At 45.7% G+C, this 16,326-nt stretch carries 12 protein-coding genes; 3 read left to right on the plus strand and 9 right to left on the minus strand.

The features are described from left to right. Positions 1-201: 201 nt before the first annotated feature. Positions 202-2,229 carry a hypothetical protein gene (locus AC23N5_RS10280; RefSeq protein ID WP_487755498.1) on the minus strand — a complete coding sequence of 676 codons (2,028 nt, stop codon included), beginning with the start codon at positions 2,227-2,229 and terminating at the stop codon, positions 202-204. Between the two features lie 75 nt (positions 2,230-2,304). Here AC23N5_RS10280 and AC23N5_RS10285 point away from each other — a divergent pair, with 75 nt between their 5' ends. Together AC23N5_RS10285 and AC23N5_RS10290 are read left to right on the plus strand one after the other, a co-directional pair. Next, complete coding sequence (locus AC23N5_RS10285) at positions 2,305-2,898, plus strand: Crp/Fnr family transcriptional regulator (protein ID WP_487755499.1); 594 nt, start codon at positions 2,305-2,307, stop codon at positions 2,896-2,898. A 73-nt stretch (positions 2,899-2,971) separates the two neighbouring features. Next, positions 2,972-3,562 carry a DinB family protein gene (locus AC23N5_RS10290; protein ID WP_487755500.1) on the plus strand — a complete coding sequence of 197 codons (591 nt, stop codon included), beginning with the start codon at positions 2,972-2,974 and terminating at the stop codon, positions 3,560-3,562. A gap of 47 nt (positions 3,563-3,609) precedes the next feature. Here AC23N5_RS10290 and AC23N5_RS10295 read toward each other — a convergent pair whose 3' ends face one another. The 3 genes from AC23N5_RS10295 to AC23N5_RS10305 form a co-directional block, all read right to left on the minus strand. After that, positions 3,610-4,068, minus strand: a complete 459-nt coding sequence (locus AC23N5_RS10295; protein ID WP_183972452.1) for an RES family NAD+ phosphorylase — start codon at positions 4,066-4,068, stop codon at positions 3,610-3,612. A gap of 1 nt (position 4,069) precedes the next feature. Continuing rightward, positions 4,070-4,576: a type II RES/Xre toxin-antitoxin system antitoxin gene (gene parS, locus AC23N5_RS10300; RefSeq protein WP_183972450.1), complete on the minus strand. Its 507-nt coding sequence runs from the start codon at positions 4,574-4,576 to the stop codon at positions 4,070-4,072. Positions 4,577-4,830: 254 nt separating this feature from the next. Next, positions 4,831-6,954 carry a Tex family protein gene (locus AC23N5_RS10305; protein WP_183972448.1) on the minus strand — a complete coding sequence of 708 codons (2,124 nt, stop codon included), beginning with the start codon at positions 6,952-6,954 and terminating at the stop codon, positions 4,831-4,833. 225 nt (positions 6,955-7,179) lie between these two features. On the opposite strand from AC23N5_RS10305, the gene AC23N5_RS10310 reads away from it, so the two are divergent. After that, on the plus strand, positions 7,180-8,160 hold the full coding sequence (locus AC23N5_RS10310; protein ID WP_487755501.1) for a phosphotransferase: 981 nt from the start codon (positions 7,180-7,182) through the stop codon (positions 8,158-8,160). Between the two features lie 18 nt (positions 8,161-8,178). Here AC23N5_RS10310 and AC23N5_RS10315 read toward each other — a convergent pair whose 3' ends face one another. The 5 genes from AC23N5_RS10315 to AC23N5_RS10335 all read right to left on the minus strand — a co-directional run bounded on the left by AC23N5_RS10315 (position 8,179) and on the right by AC23N5_RS10335 (position 16,196). Beyond that, complete coding sequence (locus AC23N5_RS10315) at positions 8,179-9,486, minus strand: TolC family protein (protein ID WP_487755502.1); 1,308 nt, start codon at positions 9,484-9,486, stop codon at positions 8,179-8,181. Between the two features lie 5 nt (positions 9,487-9,491). After that, on the minus strand, positions 9,492-10,610 hold the full coding sequence (locus AC23N5_RS10320) for an ABC transporter permease (protein ID WP_487755503.1): 1,119 nt from the start codon (positions 10,608-10,610) through the stop codon (positions 9,492-9,494). A gap of 12 nt (positions 10,611-10,622) precedes the next feature. Continuing rightward, positions 10,623-11,582, minus strand: coding sequence for an HlyD family secretion protein (locus AC23N5_RS10325; RefSeq protein ID WP_487755504.1), 960 nt, complete (start codon positions 11,580-11,582; stop codon positions 10,623-10,625). 197 nt (positions 11,583-11,779) lie between these two features. Further along, complete coding sequence (locus AC23N5_RS10330) at positions 11,780-12,484, minus strand: ABC transporter ATP-binding protein (protein ID WP_487755505.1); 705 nt, start codon at positions 12,482-12,484, stop codon at positions 11,780-11,782. Between the two features lie 223 nt (positions 12,485-12,707). After that, on the minus strand, positions 12,708-16,196 hold the full coding sequence (locus AC23N5_RS10335) for a PVC-type heme-binding CxxCH protein (protein WP_487755506.1): 3,489 nt from the start codon (positions 16,194-16,196) through the stop codon (positions 12,708-12,710). Positions 16,197-16,326: the final 130 nt, after the last annotated feature.

The following is a 16,326-nucleotide window of genomic DNA, read 5'->3' on the forward strand; positions in this document are numbered from 1 at the left end:
CTTGTTGCTTTGTTATGCTTCTACGAAGCAAAAGGGTTTTATGGTTGCCCCTCTCTACTACTACAAAGGTTATGCTTCCGCTCGGGCGGCCCCGTACGAAGCAATATAAACTACTAATAAACTAAACCTTTTGCCCAACTACTTAAATCCACATAAAATAATAGCACACGGACACATATTTAACTGGCCTAATTTCGTACCTTAGTTTATTTTCCGATACACTTGGCCACTGCTCGCAGTGATGGTTGAGGCTTCCGTTGGAGGCTCGGTGGCAAAGGCCAATTCATATCCTTCAAGCGGCAACTCATCCAAGGCTACCTTTTGTACCGCATCCAAATTTGCGACAAAAACGTAAGAATCATCTTCCGCCAATGTCCACGCAATTAACTTGTTTGTAGCCGTCGCGTCGGGGGTGAGTAGCCATTTTACAGTTTTTGCATCAATCTGCGGCCAGATTGTTTCCGCAAAAAGACGTAACTCCAACATTTTGGTAAACTGCTCCATATTTTCTCCCCACTCAAACGGCCCATGGGTTACTTTGTCGGTCTCGGCATCATCGTGGATTTGAAAAACGTAGAGCTTGGTATATTCTTCGTTTTTACCGCGTTGTTGGTGCAAGTTTCTTACTTCAAAGCCCAAACTATAATAACTCGGCATATCTGTCAAAAACAGCCCTGTAAAGTACCGAACGATGTTGCCCGCACGGTAAAATTCATCAAAACGAGGATCGTCTTTGTCGGCCGTAATCATGGTAAAACTAGGCGCAAAAGCCCGCGAACGAAGCAATTGATCATACAGGCTAAAACGCTCCATAAACGTAGCCTCCCCTACTACCGACGACTGTAAATCGCCCAAAGTTGCATCGGCACGAATCGCCTCCAAGTGGTCAAATTCGTCGCCATAGCCCATTGTATCAGGCGGTGCGATAAACGTCTCGGCATAAAAAGCAAAATGTTGGGCGCCGTGTTTTTGCACATATTCTTTTACCGCCCGCAACGGGTCATAAAAATGATCGGGCTGGGCAGGAACGCCCTCCGCCCGCATTTGAACGTGGGCCATGTCCCCCCGCATAAAATCAAAATTATACTCCTGCTGACATTCGTGGTATTTGCGCGTAAAATACGCCCACGCCGCCATGTGTGGATTCTGAAAATCAAGTTCCCATTGCTGATTGTCGTTTTTAGAATGATAAAAACGGTAGCGCGTCAACGGCCCAAATACCCGCGACATGTCCTGTGGATGGTCAAACTCATACTGGTACCAAGGCGTACCGCGTTCGTCGAGCACAAACTCCTCGGGGTTGATGTGTAGCCCACGGTAGGGCGGCGCCATCGTCATGGGCAAAGTTTCAAACCCACGACCGACCAAGTCTTGCATCAAGGCAAGGCGGCGGTGTAGGCGTTGTTGTTGGTCAAAACCAAACAGTATTTCTTGTCTTTTTTTATCGTGTAAGAAAGGAATGGTTGGGTCAAAAAGTACTTCTTTCCCAAAGTTCAACCACGAGCCATCGGCGGTTCCGTGATGGTGTAGATGCTGCCAAATAACCTCTTCTACTTGCTCCCACACGTTTTCTGAATGGTTGACAAGCCGACCGCCATCTCGCTGCACCCACTCAAACAGGCGAGGATGCGTCAATACAATTTCCGAAAAACGGTCGGTGTGTGGTATCACATCCAAACCTACCGTTTTGCCCATGGCGTGTAGCAAATTCACCACCACTTTGAGTTGTTTCTCGACCGTATCCAACCACGGCACGGCACGTTGAAGCTGCCAGCTAAAAAACTCCGCGTTGATATTCCAGCTTACTTTTCCGTACAGGCTTCCTACCACCCCAGGTTCCCAAATGGGAAGCAAATGAATAGAATCGTGGAAAGACGGCAGAGTAAGCGCATATCCCACCACGTTCCAAAAGCTCCCAATCGTTCGAACGTTTACGCCCACCATGTTGGACGTTTTTAGCCATTGGCTATCTGGCTCATTGGCCCGTGGCGAAACGATAGTTTCCGTGGGTTGCAGCGCGCGGCCAAGCAGCTCGGTGCCTAGGCGTTTCTGCAAAATATCGAGCAGTTGAAACGCATCAAATTTCGTAGGCAAATCGGGCAACAAGCCTGACACAAACGAGGATTTTTTTCGTTCGTAGCTTGTTAATGAACGGTGATAAGTAGTACGCCAATCTTGCACGTACGCATCACGCGTCAGCGAAGTAGTAGAAGTCAAACTGTTCATCATAGGTCTTTGTAGGTCAGCAAGGTACTATTTTTTAAGAAAAGGTCATATCTTGTGTTGGAAAAATTAAACAATCGTATGCCTGATTTATCCCCTGGCCTTGCCACCCTCAAAACCGTTATTGATTCGACATCCCCGTTGACAAATGATAGCTGGGAAGCTTTCAGTGGCATTTGGCGGCCTTTTTCTGCCAAACGAAAAGAAATCTTGACCGTGGCAAATGAGCGGGAACGTTATTTATATTTTGTGTTAGAAGGCGTACAGCGGGTCTATTACTTTGACGACCAAAGCCGCGAATCAACCTTGGTTTTTACCTATGCGCCTTCGTTTGGTGGTGTTTTGGACGCCCTGATGCTCGCCTCGCCTTCTAAATATTATTACGAAACCCTCACTCCTTCCGTTTTTTTGCGGGCTTCCATCACCGATTTACAACCATTGATTGACACCCGACCTGATGTGGCTACCTTGATTCGTTTAGGCGTAACAAGTGCCCTCTCAGGAGTGCTTGAGCGGCTCGTCGAGCTTCAAACGTTCAGCGCCGAAGACCGTTTTAAGCAACTTTTACGGCGAAGTCCGCACATTTTACAGCTTGTTCCTCACAAGTATTTGGCCAATTATTTGGGAATAGATGCGACCAATTTTAGCAAATTTATCAATCGAATGAAAATCTAGAAAATCTTGGTATTTGCCAAGATTTATTTGGCGGTATCCCCCGACTTTTGCGGACATACAACCAACAACAACGATGGCTACGATTCAGCATTACGAACTTATTGAGCAACTCGAAAACCGCATTGAACGACACTTGGAAGAGGCAATTCATTCACTGCAAAATTTACCCGAAAAAGTACTTCTACAACCTGCTTCCAACGGTGGCTGGAGCATTGCGCAGTGCCTCGAACACCTCAATACCTACGGTGATTATTATTTACCACAAATAAAATCAGGACTAGAAAAAGCCCAAAAATCGTCACCTTCCACGCATTTTCAAAGTTCGTGGTTGGGGGCTTATTTTATCAAAATGATGGAACCTGAAACGGGGAAGAAAAAATATAAAGCATCCAAAGGGCACATTCCTGCGCCCAATTTGGACGCCTACGCTACTGTCGCGCGGTTTATTCAACAACAAGAAGAGTTGTTGTCGTACGTAAAACAAGCCAAGTCGGTCAACCTCAACAACATTCGGATTCCGATTTCCATCACTCGGCTGATTCGACTCAAATTAGGCGATGTTTTTCAGTTTATGATTGCTCACGATGAGCGCCATTTGCAACAGGCGTTTCGCAATCTGCCTCAAGGGGCATTACCAACGCCCTCAGTCTCTAAACAACGTTAACCTTTTAGGCATAAATAGAGAAAAGGGGCTGCTATGTTCCCAATAGGTCACTTAAATATTCTTTTATCAAAAGGAAATTTTTCAACCTTTGTAATCTCTATTTTATAAAAATCTTTGTGGTTGGGATTAATCAAAATATTGTAATCACCTTGTGTCACTACTGATGGAACACGCAAAAGGCAATAGTTATTTTCCACCACAAAGTTATCTCCAAATTTTTGTGTAGAAATAGGATGAGGAAATTCTTGCCAGTCAGAAGGCAGCTCTTCTTCAGCTATTTCTTTCATCAAAAACTCATCAGGAATCTTGATAGTTAACATCACATAATCATCAGGCAGCGTCGCTAAAGTAAAATGCACCGCCACTTCCGCCATAGCCAATGATCTATTTTGCGCCGTATAAATCAATTCAACCCCAATTGAATTCCATCGTGCTCCCTTGAGAGCAGCACCTTTACCAGAAAGTGGAGTCGCAAACTTTTCCCTTGAAAGACGAAACACTTCCATTTTATACAAGTATTCCGTAGTTAATACGAGTTAGTTCGCTAATAACCAGCTCTTTCCCATACGAATCTTTCAGTAGTTCAATAGGTTTTAAACTACCTAGTGCATAGTTGGGCGTAGTTAGCCAAAGTCGCAGTTTCTCCATACTTCCAAACACATCTAATCCTACTTTGGTCACCTCTGCCATCTCAATGATTTTTTCAGAATGAATAGGTTTGAAATGGTGTTCAGCCGTTGTTTTATACCGTTGTAATGATTTTGTAGAAATGTCAAGAAAATTAGCCCAGTCATTTTCCGTAAACGGAGTATAAGCTTGAATTAACCCAAAAAGTGAATAAGGAATCCCCGTTCTAATCGCAACGATTATAAGCATTTTATTCGACAAAAAGTCTTCGTACGTCACGGCCTTATTTAACTCGATGTGGTAATCTTCCAAACGAGATTGCTTCAAAAAAGACGATATTTCTCTATCCAGTCTTCCTTCAATGGTTGAATTGATTGTTGTTGCCATATCTGTATATTGAGACATTTGTCTTCAAAATTAAGACATTTTTCCTTAAAATAACGCAAACATTTCAAGAAATGTGCCTGTAGGCACTACCTATCTGTAGCGATGATGTTTATTTGGTCATTTCGGCGTGCCGTAGGTACGCAACTGACTACAAAAGTTTGCTTACTATTACACATCACACAAAGACAGCAAGGCGCAGAGGTATTAAATCAATACTTCGCGCCTTGCTGTCTTTGTGTGAGCAATTTTCAATCTTACAACTTCATCGTCAACGCAATTCGCTTGCGTGACAAATCAACTTCTGTCACTTTTACCGTCACGTGCTGTTGAAGTTTTACTACTTCGTTCGGGTCTTTGATGAAGCGATTGGCCATTTGTGAAACGTGCACCAAGCCGTCTTGTTTTACCCCTATGTCAACAAATGCACCAAATGCGGTGATGTTGGTCACGATGCCTGGCAACACCATTCCTTCGTGCAAATCTTCAGGCTTGCGAACGCGGCTGTCAAACTCAAAAGCCACAATGGTTTCCCGAGGGTCACGCGAGGGTTTTTCGAGTTCTTTCACAATGTCTTGCAATGTCAACAAGCCAGTAGAGGCACTTACGTATTTTTGAGGGTTAATTTGGCGACGCAGCTCAGGTTTTCGCATCAATTCCGCCACATTCGTTCCCAAATCTTTCGCCATTTTCTCTACCACAGGATAGCTTTCGGGGTGAACAGCGCTGTTATCGAGCGGGTTGTCTGCATTTTCAATCCGTAGAAAACCTGCGGCTTGCTCAAATGCCTTACCTCCCAAGCGGGGAACTTTCAGCAACTGTTGGCGCGACTTAAAATCCCCATTTTGGGCACGGTAAGCCACAATGTTTTTGGCCAAAGCGGGTCCTAATCCCGACACATACTGAAGAAGGTGTTTGCTGGCAGTATTGAGGTTGACCCCCACGGAGTTTACGCAACTTTCAACCACGGCATCCAACGCGCCTTTCAGCATATTTTGTTCGACATCGTGTTGGTATTGCCCTACCCCAATGGATTTAGGGTCAATTTTTACCAATTCTGCCAACGGGTCCATCAAACGACGCCCAATCGACACCGCACCGCGAACCGTCACGTCCTTGTCGGGAAACTCATCGCGGGCCACTTCCGAGGCCGAATAAATCGACGCACCTTGCTCCGAAACCATGTAAATAGCCACACCGCTGATGCCACTATTCGGGCCAAGTGGGCCACTTTTTATAAAATCTTCCGTTTCGCGCCCAGCGGTTCCGTTTCCGATGGCAACCGCCTGAATCTGGTGTTTTTTGACCAAATTTAGAATCGTTGCTTCGGCTTCCAAACGTTTATCAAACGGATAAATAACCGTATCGGCCAGCAAATTCCCCTGAGAATCTAAGCAAACTACTTTACAGCCCGTGCGGAAACCTGGGTCAATGGCCAATACCCGTTTTTGTCCCAAAGGCGACGCCAAGAGCAACTGGCGCAGGTTTTCGGTAAAAATTTGGATGGCATATTTGTCGGCTTTTTCTTTTGACAAATTAGAAAATTCCGTTTCGATACTTGGTTTCAACAAACGCTTGTACGCATCCGATACGGTTTGTTCTTGTTGGTCTTTGCACGCTGGTAAGCCTTTGACAAACAAGCGGTCGAGGTATTCGATGGCTTGTTCTTCGTCGGGAGAAATGTCAATGTTTAAGAAACCTTCTTCCTCGCCCCGTCGAATGGCCAACAAACGGTGCGAAGGAATTTTGTTGAGCGGTTCGCTAAAATCAAAATAATCGCGGTACTTGGCTCCTTCTTCCTGTTTTCCTTTTTTGACTTTAGAGGTAATGATGGCGGTACGCTCAAAGGCAAAACGCATTTTGTTACGGGCTTCGGTCGTTTCCGAAATCCACTCCGCCATAATGTCACGCGCCCCTTGAAGCGCATCATTAACCGATGCTACTTGGTCGTTGAGGTATTTCTCGGCCAATCGCTCAGGATTACCTTCTTTACCCGAAAAAATCACCTGTGCAAGCGGCTCCAAGCCTTTCTCAATGGCCATCGTCGCCCGCGTTTTGCGCTTGGGTTTGTAAGGCAAATAAATATCTTCCAACGATTGTAGGTGATACGTATTTTCGAGCAATTTACGGAGTTCAGGAGTCAATTTACCCTGTTCTTCAATACTTTTCAGGATAGCCTCACGGCGTTTTTCTACTTCCTGAAACTTTTGGTATTGTTCTTTAATGGCAAGGATTTGAACCTCATCAAGTTGCCCTGTCATTTCTTTCCGATAACGAGCAATGAAAGGCACCGTAGCTCCTTCGTCGAGGAGTTGAATGGTATTTTGGGTTTGGCGTTCGCTAGTGCCCACGATGGGCGCAATGAATTGAGATGCGGTCATTTACGTTATTTATACTTTTAAAAATCTTTATCGCTTCGTCGCTCTTTCCAAATTATAATTTAGAAAAAAAAATCCAGCGTTTCCGTTGCAGTGCTGTCGCTGCACCGAACCAGCCCGCAAATAAGCAAACAGAAGCGGATTGGTGCAAACTATTTTTTCTATCTAAACCTAAAACGCTGGCACAATTGTTTTAGTCGTACCTTCGAAAATTCAAATCACAACTTTATGCACCTCGACATCACGAAAGCACAAGCATTGCAAGAATACCTACAGGCAAAAGGATGGCTCAAAGAGAACGAACCTATTTTTAGCCTTGAAATCCCTGGCGAAGGTAACATGAATTATACGCTTCGGGTTCGGACGCACGACCGTACGCTCATTGTCAAACAGGCGAGGCCTTACGTTGAGAAATACCCCCAAATTTCGGCTCCTTGCGAGCGTGCGGTGATTGAGGCTCATTTTTACGAGAAAATCCAAGAATTTGCTTCCATCCAAACCTTCATGCCTGCTTTGATTGGGGTGGATGAAAGTGCCTCTATTCTTGCGTTGGAAGACTTAGGGACGTCGAACGATTATACGTTTTTGTACCAACCTCAGCAAAAGCTGTCGATGGTTGAAGCCGAAGCATTGGCGCTTTTTTTGGCCATGTTGCACCAACTAACCTGGAAAGAAACCCTCGACGGGACGTTTGCCAACCGTGCCATGCGGGTACTTAACCATGAACATATTTTTAAGTTTCCCTTCGTGGAAAACAACGGGTTTGACCTCGATTCGCTCCATGACGGATTTCAGATGATTTCGATGGCCTATAAAGTTGACCCGTATTTGAAAAAGAAAGTGGAAGAACTGGGTCAGGTGTATTTGTCGGACGGGCACAGCTTGCTGCACGGCGATTTTTACCCAGGCAGTTGGCTAAAAACCGATTCTGGTCTGAAAGTGATTGACCCTGAGTTTTGTTTTTATGGCTGTCCTGAATTTGATTTGGGTGTACTCACGGCCCATCTGATGTTGACCAAACAAGACGAAGACACCATTCGTAAAGTGTATCAAGCCTACGGTGCGGTAAAAAATCCACAGTTGGTTGATCAATTTACGGGCGTCGAAATCATGCGGCGTTTGCTCGGTTTGGCCCAATTACCCCTCTCATTGAGCTTGCTCGACAAAGAAGAACTGCTCGAAACGGCCTACGAAATGATTATGAAATAGGCACCCGAAACGGGGACGTTAGAGCGTCCCCGCAGCTTTTTTATAGCGCACATGGGCAATCAAAAATTGATACACACTGTTCAAATAATTGGTTTCGGCGTTCTGAAGGCTGTATTCGGTATTTTTCAAATCGGCCAACAACAACGTTCCTTTTTCGTAGCGAAAGCGGTCGGTTTCTAAAATTTGTTGCGCTAACGCTACGTTTTTCTTCGTGTCCAGCACATTAGCCTTTTCTTGGGCCAGAACTGTCGCGGTGTTGGTAATTTCGTACTCAAAATCTCCTTTCAGCCTCTCCAACGTATTGCGATTTACTTGCGTTTTCAACGCATATTCGTTGCGCAAAAGGGCCGTTTGTTTACCGTCATACAGGGGAATGTTTAGCTTCAAACCTACGTAATTGAACGGAAACCACGTTCCCGACGAAAACGGATTAAATTTGTCATTGAGCTGGAGTGCGGTGTAGTTTCCGTAAGCACTTACCAACGGTGCCAGCCGTGATTTTTGCTTTTGCTGAAGTAATTCATTCACCCGCAACGCCGATTGCTCTTGCTTTAACTCAGGGCGAGTATCAAGCGCCGTTTCTGGGGTTGTATTTTCCGAAGTGGCCAATACTTTTTCCAAGGTTTCGGTTAGCTCTAGCGCGGTTTGTTTTAAACCAATTTGGTACAACAGGTACGCCTGATTCACTTTTAAATCTTGTTTTGCCTTCGTCAGCGCCGTTTGAGCGTTGTTAACATCCAATTGCAGGCGGTCAAAATCGTTTTTTAGAATCGTCCCTTTTTCCCACTTCGTTTTCCCCGACTCCCAATACGCTTGCGCCCGAACAACCGCTTTTTCGGCCAGCGTAATTCTTTCTTGATTGAACAAAACGGCGTAATAAGCCTCCGTAACGGCTTGTTTTATGTCTATTTTTTGTTTTTCAAGCGTAATTTTTTGACCTTCCACTGTTTCAGAGTTTATCAATCGGTCGTATTTTCTAGCCGCATCATAGACTTTTTGCTCGGCCGAAAGTCCTACATTATTGTTAAACGGAACACCTAACACCAATTTGACGTCTTGGCCGTTGGCAAAAGGGGCATTTTTGAAAACCGAGGTTTGAAGTTGGGTGTTCCAACGCATATCCGCCGAGGCGTTGACCTGCGGAAGCCATTTTGCCCGAAGTTTAGCCTCTTCTCCTTCCGCAATTCGCAACTGAAGTTGTTGGTTTTTCAGTTCGAGGCGATTGTCAATGGCCATTTTTAAGGCGTCATCAAGCGACAGTTTTTGAGCATTTACAGCCATAGGCAACAGCCCAATTCCGAGTAAAAAAAACGCGATTTTCTTCATAACAATTAGGTTCTAAATACTTGGGCGGGTTCCATTTTGGTGATTTTACGCATGGCAAACAAACTCCCCAACACGGCGATGAACAGGGTTACACCAATGAGAAAAAGGATGAGATACGGCGTAATTTTGATGTTAAGGCTGGTTTTGGTGACATTGACAAAGCCCCGCAGCAAGACGTAGGCTATGACAAAACCGACTGTCGAATAAATAACGGCTTGCCATAAAATCAGTTGGCGGATGATTCCGTTGGTTCCTCCAATGGCTTTGAGCGTGCCGTAATCTTTCAATCGGTCGTTGACGGCCGAAAACATCGTTAGACCCACAATGGCAAAGCCTGTGATGATGGCAAAAACGACCAACAAACCGAAGGAAGCGACAATGCCACTATTGAGCGCAAAGTATTTGAGACTTTCTTGGGTAAACGCTTCGCCGTCGCGGGCTTTCACCCCCAAAATCTCTTTATTGATGTTGTTTACGACTTGTTGGTGCGTAAAACCTGGCTCGGCTTCCACCAAAAACGCCGATGCTTGGTTGGTGGATATTCGGCAGAGCTTGCGGGCACGTTCAACCGTTGTAAAGCCATAGGCCACGCCTAACCCTTTAGCACTTCGGGTGTTTCCACTCAAAAAAACGCGAGAACCGTTGAACTCAAAATGGTCGCCAATTTTGATTTTTTTGGAAGAAATGGGGTCGTATTCGTCCGTAATGAGGGCACCTTCTTGCTGCAAATCTTCCAAATTTCCTTTGACAAAATTCCACGGCCCACCCGCGTGGCGCGGCGATTGTGTTCCAATGAGCGTAATGGGCGTTTTGGTACCATCTTTGAACTTGGCGCTACCTGCGGCCACCACCATCGTATTGACCCGCTTCACGCCCGCCACACTCATTAGCTCCCGCGAGACACGCATATCCAACAGCGGCAAATCACTGACTTGCTGACTTTTATCGCTCACAACCCAAATGTATTGCTTGTTGTTTTCGGCCAAAGAAATGGTGCCGCCCAACAAGGCAAAACAAATGCCCAGTTGTTGTCCAATCAAAAAAACCGAGAGAATGATACCAAACAAAATCCCAAACATTTTGGCTTTGTCGTACCACATAAACTTAAACGCCTCTTTAAGCATGGTAGGTCAGGTTTATTGGAGAAGAATGAGACAGTCAACTCGGCTGCCAATCAACGGCATTTTTCCCGCCTCCAATCGAATGGACACGTCCCGAACGCGGCGGTCTTCTTGTTCGGTCGCTTGATCTTTAAACAGCGATTTTTGTTTCAGATACGCCGCGGCATAGCTCACTTTGCCCTGCGCCAAGGTGTCACCCGTGGTTTGGGATAAAATGTAGGCTTTTTGCCCTACTTGAACCCGTTCGGCGTAGAGTTCATCCACTTCGGTTTTGGCATACAACGGCCCTGACGGCGCAAAATCGGCGATTTGGGAGTCGTTATTGACGTATTCACCCACTTTGACCAACACTTTCAGGATTTTTCCAGAAAGCAGCGCCAACACTTTTTTCTTTTCCAAAACAGTTTGGTAATAGTTTAAATCAGCCTTCGATTCCCCAATGCGACTTTGGGCTTGCCGAACGTTGGCCTCGGCCGTCTCAGTATCTTTCAGTAACTTATCTACCGTCGCTTTGCTATCGTCCACGGCTTGTTTGGTTTGGGCGTTGCCTTTGAACAAATCCACGTTTCGGGTGTAGTTTTCTTGGGCATTGGCCAAACTGACCCGCAGTCCCTCAAGCGTAGCTTGGTTGGCAGCCAAGGTGGCTTGGAGCGTTGCAATCTTGCTTTGTGACTGGCGAAGTTGGGCGTTTTCCACGGCTACTTCCACGCGCAACAGAGGTTGTCCTTTTGTGACCGAATCGTTTTCGTCGATAAGCACTTCCAGAACGCGGCCTGTTGTACCTGCCGTTAGGCTCATAAGTCCATCTTCTGGCTCAATTCTCGCTACGCCCAAAATCTGGTCTTTGGTCGAAGGAAGTGCCACCGAATCGACCTTGGCTACTTTTTCTTCCGAGTCCGATTTTTTACCACATCCCCACCAAAGTGGGAGGCAAAAAAGCAACAACCATTTTTTTTTGATTTTCTTTATTTTCACGTGTGTAAATGGTTAAAATTAAAGCAGATTCAAAATAGCAGTAAGTAACTGTTAATCATACTAATTAAGTAATAAAACAAAAGTTTTAGAGTAATTCAAAGTAGCCTCGGTAGAGGCGCAACATTTGTAATAACAACAGGTGTTTTTTTAATTTTTGCCAACTACTTAACGGTTAACAAATAACGATTAACTGTTTATCAGCCCTTAACGTTCGTTAATTCAATAGGAATCACTAGCCCATTTTTTACCTCTACGGCACGGTCAGCGTACTGTTGCAAGCGGGGGTCGTGGGTGACAACAGCAACCGACTTCCCTTGACGAGCCAGCGACTGTAATTCTTTCATCACTACCCCCAACGAATCTTTGTCGAGCGATGCCGTAGGTTCATCACACAAAATCATTTTGGGGTTTGTTACCAAAGCCCGAGCAATGGCAATGCGTTGTTGTTGGCCACCAGATAACGCTTTGGGTAAATTTTTACGGCGTTCTATCATTCCCACCGTTTCAAGGGCTTTTTGAACTCGTCTTTTTCGTTCACTGCTGTCCAAACCGAGTAATTTTAGCGGTAACTCAACGTTTTCTTCGGCCGTAAGTGGTGCTAAAAGATTGAAGCTTTGGAAGACAAAACCAATGGTTTCCAATCGAAGACGGGCTAATTTGGTGGCGTTCAAGGAATTAATATGCTGCCCATCCACCCACAAATCGCCGTAGCTTGGATAAATGACACACCCCAACAGAGAAAGCAAGGTGGTTTTACCCGAACCAGAAGGGCCAATAATCAAGGTAAGCTCTCCTTCATGCAGCTGAAAATCAGTCGCTTGAAGGGCTACAATTGTTTGATCACCCGTTTTGTATTCTTTTCCCGCACCTTTGAGTTCGGCGATGAGCTTTTTCGGATTCATGTTTTTTAAAAAAGTACGATATTGTAATTTATATAAAATACTACAACAACATCGTATTTTTCATACAACTGAGAAGGTTTGAATTTTGTTAGAAAAAAATTAAAATTTAATCTTCAAAAAAACGGTGAAGGCAATCGTGAATTAGGTCAAATAAAAAGACTTCCCACTTCGGCCAACATAGCCTCAGTAGGAAGTCTCCAGCAAGCAGTTGAAACTACTTGGTTTACATATCCATCATCAAACGAAGCTGGGCGGCTCCGTTTTGGTCATCCAACACTTGTACAGAAATACTATTTTCTTTGAAGGCGTTTCTGTCGATGGCAATTGTGAACGAATGAATGCCTTTGGCTAATTCACCCGAGATACCCGTTGGCGACATTTTCATCGGTTTGGCATCCACCCAAGCCGATACTCCCGCGACTGAGTTCAGCGCTAATTCAACGTTTCCTTTGTTGACTACTTCCAAATTGAAACGGACAAAACTAAAACGCTTTCCAGCACCGCCTTCCACCACTGGTAGTTCATCGAGCGGCAAGTTGCCCGATACTTTACTGTAAATCGGCATGTTTATGACCTTTCCTTTGTCCTTTGCCACAAACAAACCTCCTTCTTCTGTTACTTTTCGGGTCAGCTCTTTGCTTCCCATGGCAGTATTCCAACGGCGAACAAAGCGGGAAGTAGGAACGCGGTATTGCCCACCCATTTTTGATAAAAACCCAATCAAATCCACAAATTCTTTCTTGTCAAGCCCCGCCGTCAAGCTCGCTGGCATCAACGAACCTGGTGTTTTTTCGATGGTTGAGATTTGATTTTTAGCAATTGATATTTCCTGTCCTGCAACATCCCGCACCACTACTTCAGTATTGCCATTGCTCACCAAATAGGCCATCATTTCACTGCCATCTTTTTTCACAATTCGCTGCAATTCATAGCCTTCTTTGATCGAAAGCGTAGGATACAACACCGAACGAATGATGGTTTCTACGGGCGAACTTGTGCCCAAACTACTCAAATCGGGACCAATTCGTCCTCCAGCTCCGCCAATGGCGTGGCACGTTTGGCACAACAATTCAGACTTTCTAAAGACTTTTTCGCCCAAGGCAGGGTCAGCCGTTTCGACCACCGTTTTGGCCAAGGCCGTTATTTCGCGGTCGTTGAGTTGTTGGGGCATTTTTTCGACGGGCAATGTACCGCCCGACGCCTCCAGCGCTTTTTCCAATTGCACCACATCATCGGCACGGCGACGAGTCCAAGGAATATTTCGTCCCATCAATTGGCGGCCTGCCTTGGCAAAATTTTCAGGAATTTTTCGCGTATTAATGGCTTCTGACAAAGCCTCTGTCGCCGTTTTGGTCGCAAAAAACGCTTTAAACAAATCAGTTACATCCGTTTCAGCGGGAACAGTCCGCATCAGGTCTGTACCAATTTTGGCCGCTTCGTTGGCATCCAGCCCCACCAGTTGCGTCACTGACATTACCCGTAGTTCGGGAGAATTTTTAGTCCCTGTTAAGTCGATGAGCATTTTTTTCGATTTTTCGCTGCCCATCGCCGATAAAGCCACCAATGCTGCCTTTTTGACGGGTTTTTCGCCTTGTTGAATCAACCCCAACAATTGCTCACTCAGTTCTTCCATTTTCCACAGCCCAATCAACCGAATCGCCGTGGTCGAGACGGCTTCGTCGTCGCTCTTTATAAAATCCACAATTCTACCCAATCCATTGGTAGGTTGTATTTTTCGTTGCTGTGCTGCCTCCGCCAACGCTCCTAGCCGCGCCGCCGTTTGTTTGTCGCGCGCAGCGTTACCTTGAACCGCCATATCAAACAAGGTAGTTAAGTCAGCAGCTTTCCCCCATTTTGTAATCGACGACAACGCATCCTTTTGATATTCTTCGGGCACTTGTCCTTTCTGATACAGTTGGGTCAAGCGGGCTACCGCTTCTGGGTTGTTGACTGATTTTAGGGCAAAAGATGTCTTCTTGGAGTCACCCAAAAAGTTGGAATCTGTTTTTAAGCGACTCAACCACTGAGGCTCCAATTCGCGTACGGTTTCCCACAGTGCAAAATCCAAAAATTCATCCATTGAGTTGTCCAATACGGTCAAAGCCGTTTGCGCTGCTTCGGCGGTTTTCAGCTTCCGTAGGGCAATCACGGCCTCCAATCGAACCCGAGGATGGGTGTCTTTTACGGCGTTTGCCAATAGTCCTGCCTCGTCTTTTATTTTACCATGCCACAACTGAAAGGCCCGAATCGCCGCTGCACGGGCGTTGTGGTTTTCGGCTTTGAGAAGAGTCAACAACACCGACTCATTGACGGTATCCAACGTTTGATACGTCCACAACGCTTCCAACAACAAATGCTCGTAATTGGGGTCTTTTTTATCCAATTTACTCACCCATTGCTCAAGGGCAGGAATCACCTCCTTCGCACCACGGCTTTTGAGGACTTGTTTGGCTTGAAGCCGTGTCCAATCTTCGGGTTGGCGAAGCGCCTCCAAGAGTTCATTTACCGAAGCTTTGGTCAGTTGTGGTTTCTTTACCAACGGACGGTTTTTGGCCACAATCCGCCAAATCCGTCCGTGTTCTTGGTCGCGGCGCGGGTCATGGAAATCCACTTCTCCGTGCTGGATAATGGGGTTATACCAGTCAGCAACGTAAATAGCGCCGTCGGGTCCTACCGAAATATCCACGGGACGAAACGCTACATTATCAGTCCAAAGCAAGTCTTCCACTTGTTTAGAAACAAACCCGCTACCTTGTTCTTCCAATTTAAAACGGTTGATGCGATTGGCACGAAAATCATTGGTAATCAACGAACCCGCCCACGATTCGGGCAAGTGTCGTCCTGAAATAATATCCAAGCCGCTGTGCTTAGGTTGGCCTGGGTTAAGCCCTCTTAAAATACGTTCAGCACCAGGTGCCGTCACAAACGTAGCGCCAGGAAAGGCGTAGTTAATTCCCTCATTTCCCGCCCCATCGGTCAAGAATGACGAACCCCAACGCGAGAACTGCAAGCCCCACGGATTGATAAGCCCTTTGGCATAAATATCGAGGTCGAGTTGTTGAGGGCGCAATTGCCACACTCCTCCCCCTTCCAAACGCTTAATTCCAGAGGGCGTTTCTACGTGGCTATAGATATATATGGATTGGTTAAAATACATGCTTCCTTCGGGCCCCCAGCGGAAGGTGTGAATCAAATGGTGCGTATCGGCGGTTCCAAATCCGCTCAAAATGCGTCTTCTTTTATCCGCCTTCCCATCACCGTCGGTATCGGCAAAATGCAAAATTTCGGTCGAGTTGGCTACATAAACGCCACCATCTCCTGGCAAAATACCCGTGGGAGTAAGAAGTCCTTCGGCAAAAATGGTTGACTTATCCGCCTTGCCATCCCCATCGGTGTCTTCCAACACAAACACTTTATCGTTGGCTTGTTCACCCGTTTTTAGGTGAGGATAGGCAGTGCTACTTACCACCCAGAGACGCCCTTCTGCATCCCAGTTCATCTGAATGGGCTTTGCAACCAATGGCTCGGCCGCAAAGAGGGTCACTTCAAAACCATCGGCTACTTTAAACGATTCGAGTTCTTTTTGAACATCAGGGTTTGGAACATCCCAGTTTTTATCTTGATTTACCAAGGCCGTCGTCAAAATAACAACGGGCAGAAGTAAGGTTTTTCGCAACAACGAAATAGTTTTATTGATTGTAGTACGTTGCATAATCGAAGTTTACTGTTTGGGGTTTTCAGGTTGGGGTTTTGAGTGTACTGTTTGGGGTTTTCTGTTTAGGGTTTCGGGTTTTCTATTTTTTCCCAGGTTGAACGCATTAAAAATAAAAAGTGACTATTTA

The sequence above is a fragment of the Runella sp. R5_40 genome (genome assembly GCF_057652295.1).

Excerpts from the sequence above, each read along its gene's own strand:
- AC23N5_RS10280 (WP_487755498.1), bottom strand. The coding sequence starts at position 2,229 with ATGATGAACAGTTTGACTTCTACTACTTCGCTGACGCGTGATGCGTAC.
- AC23N5_RS10285 (WP_487755499.1), top strand. The coding sequence starts at position 2,305 with ATGCCTGATTTATCCCCTGGCCTTGCCACCCTCAAAACCGTTATTGAT.
- AC23N5_RS10290 (WP_487755500.1), top strand. The coding sequence starts at position 2,972 with ATGGCTACGATTCAGCATTACGAACTTATTGAGCAACTCGAAAACCGC.
- AC23N5_RS10295 (WP_183972452.1), bottom strand. The coding sequence starts at position 4,068 with ATGGAAGTGTTTCGTCTTTCAAGGGAAAAGTTTGCGACTCCACTTTCT.
- parS (WP_183972450.1), bottom strand. The coding sequence starts at position 4,576 with ATGGCAACAACAATCAATTCAACCATTGAAGGAAGACTGGATAGAGAA.
- AC23N5_RS10305 (WP_183972448.1), bottom strand. The coding sequence starts at position 6,954 with ATGACCGCATCTCAATTCATTGCGCCCATCGTGGGCACTAGCGAACGC.
- AC23N5_RS10310 (WP_487755501.1), top strand. The coding sequence starts at position 7,180 with ATGCACCTCGACATCACGAAAGCACAAGCATTGCAAGAATACCTACAG.
- AC23N5_RS10315 (WP_487755502.1), bottom strand. The coding sequence starts at position 9,486 with ATGAAGAAAATCGCGTTTTTTTTACTCGGAATTGGGCTGTTGCCTATG.
- AC23N5_RS10320 (WP_487755503.1), bottom strand. The coding sequence starts at position 10,610 with ATGCTTAAAGAGGCGTTTAAGTTTATGTGGTACGACAAAGCCAAAATG.
- AC23N5_RS10330 (WP_487755505.1), bottom strand. The coding sequence starts at position 12,484 with ATGAATCCGAAAAAGCTCATCGCCGAACTCAAAGGTGCGGGAAAAGAA.
- AC23N5_RS10335 (WP_487755506.1), bottom strand. The coding sequence starts at position 16,196 with ATGCAACGTACTACAATCAATAAAACTATTTCGTTGTTGCGAAAAACC.